Annotated in this window: 13 protein-coding genes; 6 read left to right on the top strand and 7 right to left on the bottom strand. The window is 66.4% G+C overall.

What is annotated here, in order from left to right; all coding sequences use genetic code 11:
• Positions 1 to 53: 53 nt before the first annotated feature.
• Complete coding sequence (locus tag QTI04_RS05880; protein WP_286599067.1) at positions 54 to 284, bottom strand: hypothetical protein; 231 nt, start codon at positions 282 to 284, stop codon at positions 54 to 56.
• Between the two features lie 123 nt (positions 285 to 407).
• Between QTI04_RS05880 and QTI04_RS05875 the strand changes: the two genes are divergently transcribed.
• From QTI04_RS05875 to QTI04_RS05860, 4 genes are read left to right on the top strand one after another with little or no spacing between them, the layout of a single operon-like run.
• The gene (locus QTI04_RS05875; protein WP_286614515.1) at positions 408 to 1,877 is read left to right on the top strand and encodes a cobyric acid synthase; all 1,470 of its coding nucleotides are present in this window, start codon (positions 408 to 410) and stop codon (positions 1,875 to 1,877) included.
• Positions 1,874 to 2,917, top strand: coding sequence for a nicotinate-nucleotide--dimethylbenzimidazole phosphoribosyltransferase (gene cobT, locus QTI04_RS05870; protein WP_286614514.1), 1,044 nt, complete (start codon positions 1,874 to 1,876; stop codon positions 2,915 to 2,917). The genes QTI04_RS05875 and cobT overlap by 4 nt, the downstream gene beginning before the upstream one ends.
• On the top strand, positions 2,914 to 3,711 hold the full coding sequence (locus tag QTI04_RS05865; protein WP_286614513.1) for an adenosylcobinamide-GDP ribazoletransferase: 798 nt from the start codon (positions 2,914 to 2,916) through the stop codon (positions 3,709 to 3,711). Before cobT ends, QTI04_RS05865 begins: the two co-directional genes overlap by 4 nt.
• A complete protein-coding gene (locus tag QTI04_RS05860) occupies positions 3,708 to 4,256 on the top strand; it encodes a histidine phosphatase family protein (protein ID WP_286614512.1) in 549 nt (182 codons plus the stop codon). Before QTI04_RS05865 ends, QTI04_RS05860 begins: the two co-directional genes overlap by 4 nt.
• Before the next feature lie 4 nt (positions 4,257 to 4,260).
• Here QTI04_RS05860 and nth read toward each other — a convergent pair whose 3' ends face one another.
• Positions 4,261 to 4,899, bottom strand: coding sequence for an endonuclease III (gene nth / locus QTI04_RS05855; RefSeq protein ID WP_286614511.1), 639 nt, complete (start codon positions 4,897 to 4,899; stop codon positions 4,261 to 4,263).
• A 13-nt stretch (positions 4,900 to 4,912) separates the two neighbouring features.
• On the bottom strand, positions 4,913 to 6,601 hold the full coding sequence (locus QTI04_RS05850) for a SulP family inorganic anion transporter (RefSeq protein ID WP_286614850.1): 1,689 nt from the start codon (positions 6,599 to 6,601) through the stop codon (positions 4,913 to 4,915).
• Positions 6,602 to 6,850: 249 nt separating this feature from the next.
• Here QTI04_RS05850 and QTI04_RS05845 point away from each other — a divergent pair, with 249 nt between their 5' ends.
• Both QTI04_RS05845 and QTI04_RS05840 read left to right on the top strand, forming a co-directional pair.
• Positions 6,851 to 7,219, top strand: a complete 369-nt coding sequence (locus QTI04_RS05845) for an STAS/SEC14 domain-containing protein (protein ID WP_286599059.1) — start codon at positions 6,851 to 6,853, stop codon at positions 7,217 to 7,219.
• Positions 7,220 to 7,286: 67 nt separating this feature from the next.
• Positions 7,287 to 8,474: a PLP-dependent aminotransferase family protein gene (locus tag QTI04_RS05840; protein WP_286614510.1), complete on the top strand. Its 1,188-nt coding sequence runs from the start codon at positions 7,287 to 7,289 to the stop codon at positions 8,472 to 8,474.
• Positions 8,475 to 8,487: 13 nt separating this feature from the next.
• Here QTI04_RS05840 and QTI04_RS05835 read toward each other — a convergent pair whose 3' ends face one another.
• From QTI04_RS05835 to mfd, 4 genes are all read right to left on the bottom strand, one after another.
• Positions 8,488 to 10,056 (bottom strand): AMP-binding protein, encoded by a 1,569-nt coding sequence (locus tag QTI04_RS05835; protein WP_286614509.1) that lies wholly within the window; start codon positions 10,054 to 10,056, stop codon positions 8,488 to 8,490.
• Positions 10,057 to 10,141: 85 nt separating this feature from the next.
• Positions 10,142 to 11,389: a cystathionine gamma-synthase family protein gene (locus tag QTI04_RS05830; RefSeq protein ID WP_286614508.1), complete on the bottom strand. Its 1,248-nt coding sequence runs from the start codon at positions 11,387 to 11,389 to the stop codon at positions 10,142 to 10,144.
• A 5-nt stretch (positions 11,390 to 11,394) separates the two neighbouring features.
• Complete coding sequence (serB, locus tag QTI04_RS05825; RefSeq protein WP_286614507.1) at positions 11,395 to 12,105, bottom strand: phosphoserine phosphatase SerB; 711 nt, start codon at positions 12,103 to 12,105, stop codon at positions 11,395 to 11,397.
• Positions 12,102 to 15,584, bottom strand: a complete 3,483-nt coding sequence (gene mfd, locus QTI04_RS05820) for a transcription-repair coupling factor (RefSeq protein WP_286614506.1) — start codon at positions 15,582 to 15,584, stop codon at positions 12,102 to 12,104. The genes serB and mfd overlap by 4 nt, the downstream gene beginning before the upstream one ends.
• Positions 15,585 to 15,630 lie beyond the last annotated feature (46 nt).

Here is a 15,630-nt window from a genome sequence, read left to right as displayed (position 1 = left end):
ACTGAGAAAAAGCCGCCCGGCGAGCCACTCGCCGGGCGGCTTTTCTTTTGCCGCTAGAAGCCGGTATCGAGCCGCGTCGAGTTCGAGTCGACCAGCTTGCGCAGCGCATTCGCGCCCATCACCAGCGCGCTGGAATAGCTGGTCTGCGCCACGGAGGCGATGTGAATTCGCTGGTAGTGGATCGTCTCGACGGCGTCGCTGTTGAACGCCTCCAGGAGGACCCAGAAGTATTGATTCGGTCCACGCTCCTCCACCGTGAGCGCGATGTCTCGCAAAGCTGGCATTCGCCGGGGCTCCCTTTTCTGAACAAGCCTTGAAGCTACGGCCGAATCGAATGAATAGTTTCGACCTCATTCAAGACCGCATCCCTAAGCGTGACGAACTTCACGTAAAGGACAATCGCACCCATGATTCCCAACGTGGTAAATGGTCGCGCCCGCTGCGTCATGGTCCTTGGCACCACCAGCGGCGCCGGCAAGAGCTGGCTCGCCACCGCGCTATGCCGCTGGTATGCCCGGCAGGGTCTGCGCGTCGCGCCGTTCAAGGCGCAGAACATGAGCAACAACGCGAGAGTCGTCGCGGGCGGCGAGATTGGCAGCGCGCAGTATTTCCAGGCCCTGGCCGCGCGGGCCGAGCCTGACGTTCGCATGAACCCACTGCTCCTCAAGCCCGAACGCGACACCCACAGCCAGGTGATCCTGATGGGGCAGGTGAGCAACGAGCTCTCGGAATTGCCCTGGCGCGGGCGCAGCGAGCGTGTGTGGCCGCAGATCGCCCAGGCGCTGGACGCGCTTCGTGCGGAAAACGATGCGGTGGTGATCGAGGGCGCGGGCTCGCCGGCTGAGATCAACCTGATGGCGAGCGACATCGTCAATCTCCGCGTCGCGCGGCACAGCGAGGCGCGCTGCCTGCTGGTGACCGACATCGACCGGGGCGGCGCCTTCGCTCATCTCTACGGAACCTGGGCACTGATGCCGCCGGCCGACCGCGACATGCTCGCCGGCTTCGTGCTGAACAAGTTCCGCGGCGACGCGGCGCTGCTGGCGCCGGCCCCGCAGCAGTTGCAGCAACTGACGGGCGTGCCGACCGTTGCGACGCTCCCCATGTGGTGGCAGCACGGTTTGCCGGAGGAGGACGGCGTCTTCGACGACCGCAGCGTGTCGAGCGGCGAGGTCACGCGAACCATCGCGGCCATCGCCTATCCGCGCATCAGCAACCTCGATGAATTCCAGCCGCTCAAGAACATTGCCGGCGTGCGCCTGCGCTGGGCGCGTAGCCCGGCCGACGTCGCCGGCGCGGACTGGATCATCCTGCCGGGCTCCAAGCACACCAGCAGCGACCTGGGGTGGATGCGCGCTCAAGGGTTGGACCGCGCCGTGGCCGCGCACGCGTCGCGCGGGGGCATCGTGCTCGGCGTCTGCGGCGGACTGCAGATGCTGGGCGAGGCGCTGATCGATCCGCATGGCGTCGACGGCAATGGGCCGGGGCTGGGGCTACTTCCGCTGGTCACTGTGTTCGCGGCGGACAAGACCGTGCGTCACCGGGAAGCCGCCTTCTCGTCGCTCATGGGACCTTGGGCGGCGCTGTCCGGCATCACCGTGCGCGGCTACGAAATCCACCACGGCCAGACGGCGGAGCATGCCGCGATGGCGGCGGCCGGCGACAGGGCTTGCGCGGTCATGCCGGATGAACTGGCCTGGCAGAACAACGCCGGCAACGTCCTCGGTCTCTACCTTCACGGTCTCTTCGAAGACCCGGCGGTGCTGCAAGCGCTCTTCGGCGTCGCTGCGCGCACGCTGGACGCAGTGTTCGACGGACTGGCCGACCACATCGACTCCCACTTTGAAACGGGCGTGCTGCGCTCGCTGATCGAATGACATTTGAAATCCCCGCAGTCCCCGACCTCGACGACGCGGCGCTGTCCGCGCGCCTGCAACATCTGATCGACGGCAAGACCAAGCCGCTCGGCGCCCTGGGTCGCCTCGAAGCGCTGGCGGTGCGGCTGGGCAGCATCCTCGGCACCGATGCGCCATCGCTGACAGCGCCGCAGATGGTCGTCTGCGCCGGCGACCACGGCCTGGCCGCGCGCGGCGTGTCCGCCTATCCAAGCGACGTGACCTGGCAGATGGTCGAGAACTTCCTGGCTGGCGGCGCGGCCGTGAGTGTGCTCGCGCGCCAGCATGGCCTGGCGCTGACGGTGGTCGATTGCGGCGTGCGCCACGACTTCGCACCGCGTGACGGCCTTCTGATTCGCAAGGTGGCGGCCGGAACGGCGGATGCTTCCGTCGAACCGGCCATGACTGCAGAACAGTGTCGGACAGCCATCGCCAACGGCATGGCCCTCTTGCGCGACCTGCCCGGCAATGCCGTCCTGCTGGGCGAGATGGGCATCGGCAATTCATCCGCCGCGGCGATGCTGCTGGCACGCATCGCGGACCAGGACATCGACGCCTGCACGGGCGCCGGAACCGGACTGGACGCGACAGGCCGTGCGCACAAGCGCATGGTGCTGCGTCAAGCGCTCGAACGGCACGACGGTGCCACGGCGCCGCTCGATGCACTGGCGGCCCTTGGCGGCTTCGAGATCGCCACGCTGGTCGGCGTGGTGCTGCAGGCAGCCCACGAACGCCGGGTGATCGTGCTCGATGGCTTCATCGCCAGCGCCGCGGTGCTCGTCGCACAAGCTCTGCGGCCGCAGGTCGTGCACCGCTGCGTCGCGGCGCACGAATCGGTCGAGCCCGGCCATCGGCTGTTGCTGAACGTGCTTGGGCTCGAACCTTTGCTGCAGCTTGACCTGCGGCTCGGCGAAGGCTCCGGCGCCGCGCTGGCCTGGCCGCTGCTTGAATCGGCCTGCCGCATCCTGAGTGAGATGGCGAGCTTCGAATCGGCGGGCGTGTCGAAGCAGGACAAGTCATGAACGGTGTGCGCCACTTCCTGCTGGCGCTTCAATTCTTCACGCGCGTCCCGGTCACGGGGCCTCTGGCTGGCTGGGTTGGCTTCAGTCCGGCGATGCTTCGCGCCAGCGCTGCGCATTTCCCCGGCGTGGGCTGGCTCGTCGGTGCGGCGGGCGCGGGGGTGTTGTGGCTCGCGCAGGCGGGTCTCCCGGGTCTCGCGGGCGCTCTGGTAGCGGCAGCGCTGTCGACCATCGCGACCGTGCTGATGACGGGCGCGTTCCATGAGGATGGACTGGCCGACGTGGCGGATGGCCTCGGCGGATCGGCCGATCGCTCTCGGGCGCTCGAGATCATGAAGGACTCGCGCATCGGCGCTTTCGGTGCGATTGCACTGGCATTGGCGCTGGGCCTGAAGGTCGCGTTGTTGGCGACCTTGGTCGGGCAGGGCGCGTCGACCGCGGCCATGGCGCTCGTGAGTGCCCATGTTCTTTCGCGGCTTGCGCCCTTGTTCCTGATCCGCTGGTTGCCCTACGTCGGCGACGAGAACGCGGCAAGCAAGTCCAAGCCCTTGGCCGATGCGATCGGCAATGGTGCATTGATGGTCGGCGTCGCGTGGTCGATTCCGGCCGCTGCGCTGCTCGTGTGGTCGCACGGCGCGCTGCACGGACTGGCGGCGTTCCTCCTTTGCGCCCTGGCCGCGACATGCATGGCGCGGCTTCTCATGCGCCGCCTCCAGGGCTTCACCGGCGACGGGTTGGGTGCGACGCAACAAGTCTGCGAACTTGCGATCTATCTCGCGCTCGCGTGGCAGGCATGAGGCTCGTGCTCGTCCGCCACGCGCAGACCACTGCGGCAGAGGGCCAGTGCTACGGCCGCACCGATGTTCTAGTGCTGCCCGAGGTGACCCTTGCCGTGGCCGAGCAAGTGGCGTCGGTGCTGCCCACCGACGTTGAGATGACCTGTTCTCCACTGACGCGGTGTGCCGATCTGGCGCGAGCCATCTCGGCGATGAGGCCCGACCTCCGTCCCCGCCCGGACCCCCGCATCGCGGAGATGGATCTCGGCGTGTGGGAAGAGCGCCCCTGGTCCGCGATCGACCGTGCCGAGTTCGAAGCCTGGACCCGCGATTTTGCCGACACGCGCGCCGGCGGGACGGGCGAGAGCACGCGCCAGTTCATGCAGCGGGTCGGCGACGCGTTCGACGATTGGCGCGCCAGCGGACGCGACGCGATCTGGGTCACGCATGCCGGCGTGATCCGCGCGGTCTGGTTGCTGCGCGATGGCATGCGCTGCGTGGAGCGCGGCGACCAGTGGCCGGCGCGGCCGATCGCGTTCGGCGAATGCGTGACGATCGAGGTCTAGTCGATCAGGGCGCCGGCGTCTTGGGTTTGTAGTCGCAATAGGGCGCGACCGCACACTGGTAGCACAGAGGTTTGCGCGCCACGCAGACATAGCGCCCGTGCAGGATCAGCCAGTGGTGCGCGTGCAGCCGGTATGCCGGTGGCACTCGTTTTTCGAGCTTCAGTTCGACCTCCAGCGGCGTCTTGCCCGGTGCCAGGCCGGTGCGATTGCCGACGCGAAATATGTGCGTGTCGACCGCCATCGTCGGCTCCCCGAAGGCCACGTTGAGTACCACGTTGGCGGTCTTGCGGCCTACCCCGGGCAGGGCTTCGAGTTCGGCACGCGTCTTCGGCACCTCGCCGCCGTGCTGCTCCACCAGCATGCGGCAGGCCTCGATCAGATGCTTGGCCTTGCTGCGGTAGAGACCGATGGTCTTGATGTGGCTCTCCAGCCCTTCGACACCGAGATCGAGAATCGCCTGCGGCGTGTTCGCGACCGGGTATAGCTTGCGCGTGGCCTTGTTCACGCCCACATCGGTCGCTTGCGCGGACAGCAGGACCGCCGCGAGGAGTTCGAAGGGCGTGCTGTATTCGAGTTCGGTTTCCGGTGTCGGATTCGCGGCCTGGAGCGTGGCGAAGAAGGATTCGATCTCGGTTTTTTTCATCGTGGCCGCGAGTTTAGGCCGGCGCTGTCCCAGGCGATCGGGACGATGACAGTGCTCGCACGGCCTCCTCGACCGACATGAACACGCGCTCCGGGCCAATCGCCTCGATCAGGCCGGTGCGAAGGGCCTGATCGCGCGCACGGCCAGCGGACAGCCGGGCCATGGCCACCACGATGCCGGCGTCTTGCCACTTCGCGATGGCGCGTCGCAGGACCTGCGAGCCCGTGTAGTCGATGTCGATCATGCCGTTGGCTTCGATGACCAGCAGCTTCACGGGCTCGCGCTGCCGGGCGATGGCGGCACGTATCTCGGCGCAAATGCGCTCGCAGTTGGTGAAGTTGAGCGGCGCGCCAGGGGCGAAGACGAGCACCCCGGTCTCGTGTTCGAACGGCGCGTCCGGTAGCGGGGGCCACCAGACGGTGCTGCCGGGTACGCGCGCCAGCTCGACGCAGTAGGGCCGCGCGACGATGTACAGGCTGTGCACGAAAGACATGACGATGGCCAGCAGCATGCCGGTCTCGATCGGCAGCGCAATGACGAGCGCGGCGCTCGCCGCCACCAGCAGAATTTCGAGTCCGCCCCGGCGATGGATCTGGCGCATCTCGCTGATGCGGAAGATGCGCCAGGCGACGTAGAGGAGGATGCCGGACAGCGCGGCATGGGGCACATAGGCCGTCAATCCCGACGCCGCGATCACCAACGCGACCACCAGCGCCACCGCCGCGAGAGCCGCCAACTGGCTTTGCCCTCCGGACTCGCGCACGATCGCCGTGCGAGGCGGGCTGGCGTTGACGGGAAAGGCGCCGATCAGCGCGGCTGCGACGCTTCCAGCCCCGACCGCGCCGAAATCACGACTGACATCCTCGACCTTGCCCTCGTCGGACGGAAAGGTACTGGCCACCGCCGCCGTCTGCATGACGCAAACCATGGCGACCACCAACGCCAGTTGCACCATTCGGCCGATCTCCTCCATCCCCGGCAGACCCGGCAAGGAGACGTGTGGCAGCGTCACGGCCAGTGGGCCCAGCAGGCTGACGCCGCGCGTCTCGAGATGGAATAGCGCCGTCGCCAGGCCGGCTCCGACCAGGCCCAGAAGCGCCCCTGGGATCCGGGGACTGATGCGGGACGCGACCAGGGTGACGCAGAGGACGCCGGCGCCCAAGGCCAATGAAACGGGATTGGCGTGTGGCACCTGGCCGATGACGTGGGCGAGCCGAACGAGAAGGTGTCCCTTCTCGTCGGAGACCCCCAATAGCGTGGGCAGTTCGCCGACGACGATATGGATCGAAATGCCTGCAAGAAAACCCGTGGTGACCGGAACGGACAACAGCGTCGCGAGCCATCCGGCGCGCAGCAGCCCGATCACGATGAGCACAGTGCCGACCAGCAGTGCGAAGAGCGGGGCGAGTTGCACATGGTCATGACCGTGGGCAACGGCGATCGATGCCAGCCCGCCGGCGAAGATCGGGGCAATGGTCGAGTCCGCCCCGACCGACATGAAGCGGTTGGCGCCGAAGATCGCGAATGCGATCGAGCCGGCAGCAAACGCATAGATGCCCGTCTCGGGCGGCATTCCCGCAAGCCGCGCCGTGGCGAGTTGCCCGGGAATGGCGATCGCCGCCAGCATCAGACCGGCGACGAGGTCGCGCGACAACCATTCGATCCGATAGCCGCGAAGCGACGCAAGGATTCGGCCCCGCATGGCGATCACGGGCGCGTCCGGCTCTGGCGCTCCCGGGCCGCCGTGAGCAGCATCGTCAGGGCTGGGACACGAATTCGCAAGGCCATGGCAGAAACCTCCTGGCAGGCCAGTGCCGGTATGGCACCGCGAGTCAGGACCATACACCGCGGGCGCGGCTTCGTGCCGACGAGTGTTCAACGGGGCGGGAAAATGCGACATTCAGGTCCCGCCTGGTCGTTGCCGGACTGAATCTGCACGGAGGAGAAACACATGATCGAACACACCTTCGACACCACGCATTCCATCCTGTATGTGCGCGTCAAAGGCGCCCTGCAACTGGGCGACTTTGCCGAGTTGGCGAAAACGGTCGACCCTTACATAGAGCAGACAGGCGATATCGCCGGCATCGTCATTGAAGCGCCTGCGTTTCCAGGCTGGGAAAGTCTGGGCGCAATGGTCGCGCACTTCCGCTTCGTGCGAGATCATCACAAGCACATCAGGAAGATCGGCGTCGTCACTGATTCCGCAATGGGGAAGGCCGCCGAGCACCTGGCTTCGCATTTCGTTTCGGCCGAGATCAAGCGTTTTCCTGCGTCGGATCTCGAAGCCGCGAAGCAATGGATCATGGTTCGCGCTTGAAGCGACACAGGGGCCATGGGCGCCGCTGCGACAATGAATGGCTGCAACTCTCCGACAGAAGGTTCCCATGCAATTCGCCTCCCGCCTCGACAACGTCGAAACCTCCGCCATCCGCGAACTCTTCAAGCTGCTCGGCACGCCCGGCATCATCAGCTTTGCAGGTGGCTTTCCGGACAGCGCGATGTTCGACGTCGAAGGGCTGAAGGATGCGAGCGCCAAGGCCCTTTCGGAAGAAGCCGGCGGCGCCCTGCAGTACGGCGCGACCGAAGGCTACGAGCCGCTGCGCGCGCAACTCAGCGCCTTCATGAAGACCAAGGGCGTCGACGTCGATCCCACTGGCCTTATCGTCACCACCGGCAGCCAGCAGGCACTCGACCTGCTCGGCAAGACGCTCATTTCTCCCGGCGACAAGGTGATCGTCGAAGGACCGACATTTCTTGCGACCATCCAGTGCTTTCGCCTCTATGGCGCGCAACTGATCAGCGCACCGATCGACGCCAACGGCGTGCGCACCGACGAGCTCGAAAAGCTCATTGCCGAGCACAAGCCGAAGTTCGTCTACCTCATCCCCACCTTCGGCAACCCCAGCGGCGCGATGCTGAGTCTGGAGCGCCGCAAGAAGGTGCTCGAAATGGCCGTGAAGCACCAGACGCTGATCGTCGAGGACGACCCCTACGGCGACCTCTACTTCGACAAGGCCCCGCCGCCTTCGATCATGTCGCTCACCAAGGACGTGCCCGGAAGCCGCGAACTCGTCGCGCACTGCGGCAGCCTGAGCAAGGTGCTGAGCCCGGGCCTGCGCATCGGCTGGTTGATCGGCCCCGCCGAGCTGCTCGCGAAGGCGACCATGTGCAAGCAGTTCAGCGACGCACACACCAGTACTTTCGCGCAGGCGACCGCAGCGCAATACCTCAAGAGCGGCCGCATGCCGGCCACGCTGGCCAACGTGCGCAAGGTCTACGCCGAACGTGCGCAGGCCATGCGTGCGGCGCTGCAGAAGGAGCTGGGCGACGCCATCACCTTCACGCAGCCAGGCGGCGGCCTGTTCTTCTGGGCGCGCCTCACGGGCGCGAACGGCAAGGTGGCCGACGCCAACGTGTTTGCCAAGCGCGCCATCGAGAAGCTCGTGGCCTTCGTGCCCGGCGCGCCGTTCTTCGCCGAGAAGCCGGATCTCGCGACGCTGCGCCTGAGCTTCGCCACGGCCAACGTCGAGAAGATCCAGGAAGGCATCGCGCGCCTCGGCGCGGCGCTCTGAGCGGACAGCGTCGTCAGACGATGCGGCTGGCGTGCCCCACCCAGAACGCATCGCGCAGCGTGCGCTTGTAGAGCTTGCCGGTGGGCAGTCTGGGTAGCTGGCCGGTAAAGTCCACCGTCTTCGGGCACTTCATGTGCGCGAGGTGCGAGCGGCAGAACTCGATCAGCTCGGCCGCCAACTCGGGCGTGTGAGCCACGCCCGGCGGCGTCTGCACCACCGCCTTCACTTCTTCCCCCAGGTCCTTGTTGGGCACGCCGAACACCGCCGCATCGGCCACCTTGGGATGCGTGATCAGCAGGTTTTCGCATTCCTGCGGATAGATGTTGACGCCGCCCGAGATGATCATGAAGGTCGAGCGGTCGGTGAGGTGGAGAAAGCCGTCATCGTCGAGGTAGCCCATGTCGCCCACCGTGCTCATCGTTCCGTCGGGCGAGCGGGTGAGCGCCGTGCGCTCCGGGTCGTTGAAATAGACGAAGGGCGATGCGGTCTTGAACCAGATCTCGCCCGACTGGCCCTTGGGCACCGGCTGCATCTGCTCGTCGAAGATGTGAATGTCGCCCAGCAGCACCTTGCCGACCGTGCCGCGGTGGGCGAGCCATTCGTGGCTGTCGCATGCGGTGAACCCGAGGCCCTCGGTGGCGCCGTAGTACTCGTGAATGATGGGCCCCCACCATTCGATCATCTGTTCCTTCACCTGCGCCGGACAGGGCGCGGCGGCGTGGATGGCGATCTTCAGCGTCAACAGGTCGGCCTTTGCGCGTTCTTCCGGCGGCAGCTTGAGCATGCGCGAGAACATGGTTGGCACAAGCTGCGTGTGCGTGACGCGGTACTTCGCGATCAGCGCCAGATACTGTTGCGGATCGAAGTGCTCCATGATGATCACGGTGCCGCCGTTGCGGATCGCGAGTGACACATTGGCCAGCGGCGCCGAGTGGTACAGGGGCGCCGGCGACAGATAGATCATCCCTTCCTCGCACTGCCACAGCTTGTTCAGGAAGTGGAAGAGTGCCAGCGGCTCGCTGGGCGGGTTCTCGGGAAGCGGCCGCAGCACGCCCTTGGGGCGGCCGGTGGTGCCCGACGAATAGAGCATCGCGGTGCCCAGACACTCGTCGTCGATGGGCGTGTCGGGCAGGCCTGTCACGGCTTCGTCGAAGTCGACCAGGCGTGCAGCACCGGCCTGCCCCGTGAGACCAGCGCCGCCGCCGGCCACCAGGCACAGCTTGACCTTCGGACAGTCGGCCAGCGCCTGCCGGGCGACCGGGAGTTTCTCGGCCGACGTGATCAGGACGGTCGACTCGCTGTTGTTGACGACGTAGGCCATCTCCTCGGGTGTGAGGTAGGCGTTGATGCAGGTGTAGTAGAGCCCCGAGCGCTCGCCCGCCACGCACGATTCGAAGAAGTAGCGGTTGTTCTCCATGAAGACGGCGTAGTGGTCCAGCCGCTTCAGGCCCTGTGCGCGCAGCAGGTGCGCCAGGCGATTGCTGCGCGCCTCCAACTCCGCGTAGGTCATGGACTCGCCGCTGCCCGCCATGATGAAAGCAGAGCGGCTGGCGAACTGCTGCGCATACTTGCCTGGGTACATGGGACCTCCGGGGACTCGACGGTGTGCCGCATTGTCCCGGCGCAGACGTTTCGCGCGATAAGGGTTGCCCCCGCCTTGACCTGCGCTAACTCAGTGCCCGGGCGAAGTCCTCGATCAGCTCGTCAGCCGATTCCAGCCCCACGGAGACGCGAACCAGTCCGTCGGCGATGCCCATCTGCGCGCGCACCGCCGGACCCGCTTCCCAGTAGATCGTCGGCGCCACCGGGATGATCAGCGTGCGGTTGTCCCCGAGTCCGGTGGCCTTGATCGGCAGTTGCAGCCGGTTGAGCACGGCGAGGACATTGGCGCTGTCGCGCAGCTCGAAGGCCAGCAGCCACGAACCCGCCTTGAAGAACCGCACGGCCAGTGCGTGCTGCGGGTGGCTTTCGAGCATCGGGTAGTGAACCGCCGCCACCGCCGCGTGGCCCTGCAGAAAGCGCGCCAGCGACAAGGCCGTGGCACTGGTCTGTGCCACTCGCAGCCCGAGCGTCTCGGCGCCCAGGCTGATGCGGTGGGCCTGCTCGGGCGACAGGGTCGCGCCCATGTCGCGCAGGCCCTTCTTGCGCAATTGCTGCAAGCCTTGCTGGCGGGCATCGATGCCGCGATAGCTGGGTGAGATGTTGGGATAGACGGCCCAGTCGAAAAGGCCCGTGTCGGTCACTGCGCCGCCCAGTGCAGCGCCATGCCCGGCAATGGTCTTGGTCAGCGAGTTGATGACCAGCCCCGCACCGACCGTCTTCGGACGGAAGAGGGCGGGCGAGGTGATGGTGTTGTCCACGACATAGAGCAGCCCGCGTTCGCGGCACAGCGCGCCGATGGCTTCGAGGTCCGGAACCTGCGTGCCGGGGTTGGCGATCGTTTCCACGAAGACCATGCGCGTGTTCGGACGCAGTTCGGCGCGCACCCGCTCCACGGCACCGGCATCGACTTTCGAGACCTCGATGCCCAAGTCATTGAGCGTGCCGAACAGGCTGTTGGTGTTGCCAAAGACGAACTGACTCGACACGACGTGGTCGCCTTCGCGCAGCAGCGTGAGGAAGATGGCGCCGAGCGCTGCCATGCCGCTTGCGAAACAGATGCTTCCGACGCCCTGTTCCAGTTGAGTGATCTTGGCCTCGAGCGCCGCGGTCGTCGGCGTGCCCTGGCGCGCATAGCTGAAGCTGTTCTTGAGCGTGCCCTGGAACACGCCGATCAGGTCTTCGACCCGCTCGTAGCCGTACTGCACCGAGGTGTGGATCGGCTTGTGGATGGCGCCGTGCTCGACGCCCAGGCGCCGGTCGCCATGCACCGTGTCCGATGTAGAGGGCGCGGCCTTGTCCTTGGCGTCGCTCATGATGTTCACCTCACGACTTCGAGCAGGCGATCGAGCCCGCCTTCGTTGATGGCGACCATGGCCTGTTCACGCACCTTGGGCTTGGCGTGATAGGCCACGGACAGACCTGCCTCGCCCATCATCGGCAGGTCGTTCGCGCCGTCGCCGACGGCGATGGTTTCGCCCGGCGAGATGCCGAGAAGCGAAGCCACTTCCAGCAGCGTGCGGCGCTTTTCCGCGCCGTCGCAGATGTCGCCCCAGGACTGCTGCACGACGCTCCCCGTGAGCTGTCCATCGGCTTCGTCCAGCAGGTTGGAGCGGGCGAAGTCGATGCCGAGCCTGTCCTTGACCCGGTTCGCGAAGAAGGTGAACCCGCCGGAGACCAGCAGCACCTTCAGTCCGGCAGCCCTGCACGCGGCGACCAGATGTTCGGCACCCGGGTTGAGCCGCAGGCGCTCGTCGTAGACCTGTTGCAACGCGGCGACGGGCACGCCCTTCAGCAGCGCCACCCGGCGTCGCAGGCTTTCCTTGAAATCCTTGATCTCGCCGCGCATCGTGGCTTCGGTGATGGCGGCCACTTGGGCCTTCTTGCCCACCGCGTCGGCGATCTCGTCGATGCATTCGATGTTGATCAGCGTCGAGTCCATGTCGAAGGCGATCAGCTTGAAATCGGCGAGCGCGAGCGGCGGCGTGAACCGCTGGACGATCAGGCCGGGAGAGATTTCCTTGGCGGTCATACCGGTGTGGCTTCCTGTACTTTGGGTTGACCCAGGCTGCGAAGAATGTCGCGCACCATCTGCGCGCGATCCTTGGGCTCTTTCAGCTCGCGCTCGATGCGCAGCTTTTCGTTGCCCGCGAGCTTGATGTGCTTGTTCTTCTGGATCAGGTGAATGATGTTCATCGAATCGACCGGCGGGTCCTTCTTGAACGTGATGTGGATGACGCCCGGCGCCGCGTCGACCTTGATCACGCCGTAGGGCCGCGCCAGCACGCGCAGCCGGTGCACGTCGATCAGCGTCTGCGCCTGCGGGGGCAGCTTGCCGAAGCGGTCGACGATTTCTTCGAGCAGCGTGTCGATCTGGTCGGGCGTCTTCGCCGTCGCGAGCTTCTTGTAGAACGAGAGGCGCAGGTGCACGTCGCCGCAGTAGTCGTCGGGCAGCAGGGCAGGGGCGTGCAGATTGATCTCGGTCGTCACGCTCAGCGGCGCGAGCAGGTCGGGCTCCTGACCGGCCTTGAGCGAGCGCACGGCCTCGGCCAGCATCTCGTTGTAGAGCTGGAAGCCGATCTCCATCATGTTGCCGCTCTGGTTCTCGCCCAGCACCTCGCCGGCGCCGCGGATTTCCAGGTCGTGCATCGCGAGGTAGAAGCCTGAGCCGAGTTCTTCCATCTGCTGGATGGCGTCGAGGCGCTGCGCGGCCTGCTTGGTCAGGCCCTCGATGTCGGGCACCATGAGGTAGGCATACGCTTGGTGGTGGCTGCGGCCGACGCGGCCGCGCAGTTGATGCAACTGCGCGAGGCCGAACTTGTCCGCGCGGCTCATCACGATGGTGTTGGCGGTCGGCACGTCGATGCCGGTCTCGATGATGGTCGAGCACAGGAGCATGTTGTAGCGCTGGGCCACGAAATCGCGCATCACGCGCTCCAGCTCGCGCTCGGGCATCTGGCCGTGTGCCACCGCAATGCGTGCTTCGGGGATGATCTCCTCGAGCTTCTGTCGCCGGTTCTCGATGGTCTCGACCTCGTTGTGCAGGAAGTAGACCTGGCCGCCACGCTTCAGTTCGCGCAGCACCGCCTCGCGGATCACGCCGGTGCCCTCGTTGCGCACGAAGGTCTTGATGGCGAGCCGTCGCTGCGGCGCGGTGGCGATCACGCTCAGGTCGCGCAGGCCTTCGAGCGCCATGCCCAGCGTGCGCGGAATCGGCGTCGCGGTGAGCGTGAGCACATCCACCTCGGCGCGCAGGGCCTTCATCGCTTCCTTGTGGCGCACGCCGAAGCGGTGTTCCTCGTCGATGATGAGCAGGCCCAGGTTCTTGAACTTGACCGACTGCGAGAGCAGCTTGTGGGTGCCCACCACGATGTCCACGGTGCCGTCGGCCAGCCCCTTGGCGGCGGTGGTGATTTCCTTGGTGGACCGGAAGCGGCTCATCTCGGCCACCTTGACCGGCCACTTCGCGAAGCGGTCCACCAGCGTCTGGAAGTGCTGCTCGGCCAGCAGGGTGGTCGGTGCGAGGAAGGCAACCTGCTTGCCGCCCGTGACCGCGATGAAGGCAGCGCGCAGGGCAACCTCGGTCTTGCCGAAGCCGACGTCGCCGCAGACCAGCCGGTCCATCGGCTGCGGCGAGATCATGTCCTGGATGACCGCGTGGATCGCGGCTTTCTGGTCGGCCGTCTCGTCGAAGCCGAAGTCGTTGGCGAACACTTCGTAGTCGGCCGCCGAGAAGCGGAAGGCGTGGCCTTCGCGCGCCGCGCGGCGGGCGTAGATATTGAGCAGTTCGGCGGCGGAGTCGCGCACCTGCTCGGCGGCTTTGCGCTTGGCCTTTTCCCACTGGCCGGAGCCCAGCTTGTGCAGCGGCGCCTCGTCGGCGCTCACGCCGGTGTAGCGGCTGATCATGTGCAACTGCGAGACCGGCACGTACAGCGTGGCCTTGTCGGCGTATTCGAGATGCAGCATTTCCTGCATCAGCGGTTTGCCGTCCGCGTCCACGCCTTGGCCGAGATCCATGTTGACCAGCCCGCGATAGCGGCCGATGCCGTGTGCGGAATGCACGACCGGATCGCCGATGGCGAGTTCGCTCAGGTCCTTGATCAGCGCTTCGACGTCGCTGACCTGTTCCTGCTTCTTGTTGCGGCGGCGGGTGGCCGGCGCCGTGGCGAAGAGTTCGGTCTCCGTGACGAAGTCGATGCCTTGCTCGCGCCACGCGAAGCCGGCGACCAGCGCCGCAGTTGCAATGCCGATCTTCTCGTCCGGCGAGGCTTCGAATTCGGCGAGCGAGTCGAAGGCCGGCGGACCCACGCCGCTGGCGCGCAGGAAGTCGAGCAGGCTCTCGCGCCGGCCGTCGCTCTCGGCGATCACCAGCACGCGATGCGGCGTGGTTCGGATGTGCTCCTTGAGCTTGACCAGTGGATCCTCGGCGCCACGGACGACGGCGAAGGCGGGCAGGGCGTCGAATTCCGCGTAAGGCGCATCGGCGGCCGCGTCTCCGCGGATCGCCAGTTGCGCGTGCAGCTTGGCGCGCTGATAGAACTGTTCGGCATTCAAGAACAGCGCCTCGGGCGGCAGCGCGGGCCGTTCGGGGTCGCCGCGCACCAGCCGGTAGCGTTCGGCCGTGTCCTGCCAGAAATGCTGGAAGGCGGGTTCGAGTTCACCGTGCAACACGACGGTGGTGTCGGCGCCCAGGTAGTCGAACACCGTCGCGGTTTCCTCGAAGAACAGCGGCAGGTAGTACTCGATGCCGGCCGTGGCGACGCCGTTGCCCATGTCCTTGTAGATGCGGCTGCGCGTCGGGTCGCCTTCGAGCAGTTCACGCCAGCGGCTGCGAAAGCGCGCGCGGGCGTCGTCGTCCATCGGGAATTCGCGGCCCGGCAACAGGCGCACTTCGGGCACCGGGTAGAGGCTGCGCTGTGTATCGGGGTCGAAGGTGCGGATCGAATCGATCTCGTCGTCGAACAGGTCGACACGGAAGGGCACGGGCGAGCCCATCGGAAACAGGTCGATCAGGCTGCCACGCACCGCGTATTCGCCCGGGCTGACGACCTGCGTCACATGGCTGTAGCCCGCCAGCGTGAGCTGGGCCTTGAGCTTCGACTCCTGCAGCTTCTGCCCGCTCTTGAAATGGAAGGTATAGCCGGCCAGGAAGCCGGGAGGAGCCAGCCGGTAGAGCGCGGTGGTTGCCGGCACCAGAACGACGTCGGCCTCGTTCTGGCTGATGCGCCAGAGGGTCGCAAGGCGCTCGCTGATCAGGTCCTGGTGAGGCGAGAAGCTGTCGTAGGGCAATGTCTCCCAGTCCGGGAACAGCGCGCACCGAAGTTCGGGGGCGAAGAAGGCGATCTCGTCGATCAGCCGCTGGGCGTCGTTCGCGTCGGCGGTAAATACGGCCGTCGCGCGGCCGGCCGCTTTCTCGCGTTCGGCCAGTTGCGCCAGCAGCAGCGCATCGGCTGACAAGGGGGGACGCGGCAGCGTGAAGCGCTTGCCCGCCGTGAGATGGGGGAGGTCCATGGAGTGCCTGGGAAATGCAGAACACCCCGCGCCGGGCCGGCGAGGG

This window comes from Variovorax sp. J22R115 (assembly GCF_030317005.1).
Lineage (GTDB): Bacteria > Pseudomonadota > Gammaproteobacteria > Burkholderiales > Burkholderiaceae_C > Variovorax.
Note: the sequence above shows the minus strand (reverse complement) of the source record. Positions and strands in the feature narration are given on the sequence as shown.

What these genes read in the sequence shown, in the direction of transcription:
- QTI04_RS05880 (WP_286599067.1), bottom strand. Translation starts at nt 284, where the DNA reads ATGCCAGCTTTGCGAGACATCGCGCTCACGGTGGAGGAGCGTGGACCG.
- QTI04_RS05875 (WP_286614515.1), top strand. Translation starts at nt 408, where the DNA reads ATGATTCCCAACGTGGTAAATGGTCGCGCCCGCTGCGTCATGGTCCTT.
- cobT (WP_286614514.1), top strand. Translation starts at nt 1,874, where the DNA reads ATGACATTTGAAATCCCCGCAGTCCCCGACCTCGACGACGCGGCGCTG.
- QTI04_RS05865 (WP_286614513.1), top strand. Translation starts at nt 2,914, where the DNA reads ATGAACGGTGTGCGCCACTTCCTGCTGGCGCTTCAATTCTTCACGCGC.
- QTI04_RS05860 (WP_286614512.1), top strand. Translation starts at nt 3,708, where the DNA reads ATGAGGCTCGTGCTCGTCCGCCACGCGCAGACCACTGCGGCAGAGGGC.
- nth (WP_286614511.1), bottom strand. Translation starts at nt 4,899, where the DNA reads ATGAAAAAAACCGAGATCGAATCCTTCTTCGCCACGCTCCAGGCCGCG.
- QTI04_RS05850 (WP_286614850.1), bottom strand. Translation starts at nt 6,601, where the DNA reads ATGCGGGGCCGAATCCTTGCGTCGCTTCGCGGCTATCGGATCGAATGG.
- QTI04_RS05845 (WP_286599059.1), top strand. Translation starts at nt 6,851, where the DNA reads ATGATCGAACACACCTTCGACACCACGCATTCCATCCTGTATGTGCGC.
- QTI04_RS05840 (WP_286614510.1), top strand. Translation starts at nt 7,287, where the DNA reads ATGCAATTCGCCTCCCGCCTCGACAACGTCGAAACCTCCGCCATCCGC.
- QTI04_RS05835 (WP_286614509.1), bottom strand. Translation starts at nt 10,056, where the DNA reads ATGTACCCAGGCAAGTATGCGCAGCAGTTCGCCAGCCGCTCTGCTTTC.
- QTI04_RS05830 (WP_286614508.1), bottom strand. Translation starts at nt 11,389, where the DNA reads ATGAGCGACGCCAAGGACAAGGCCGCGCCCTCTACATCGGACACGGTG.
- serB (WP_286614507.1), bottom strand. Translation starts at nt 12,105, where the DNA reads ATGACCGCCAAGGAAATCTCTCCCGGCCTGATCGTCCAGCGGTTCACG.
- mfd (WP_286614506.1), bottom strand. Translation starts at nt 15,584, where the DNA reads ATGGACCTCCCCCATCTCACGGCGGGCAAGCGCTTCACGCTGCCGCGT.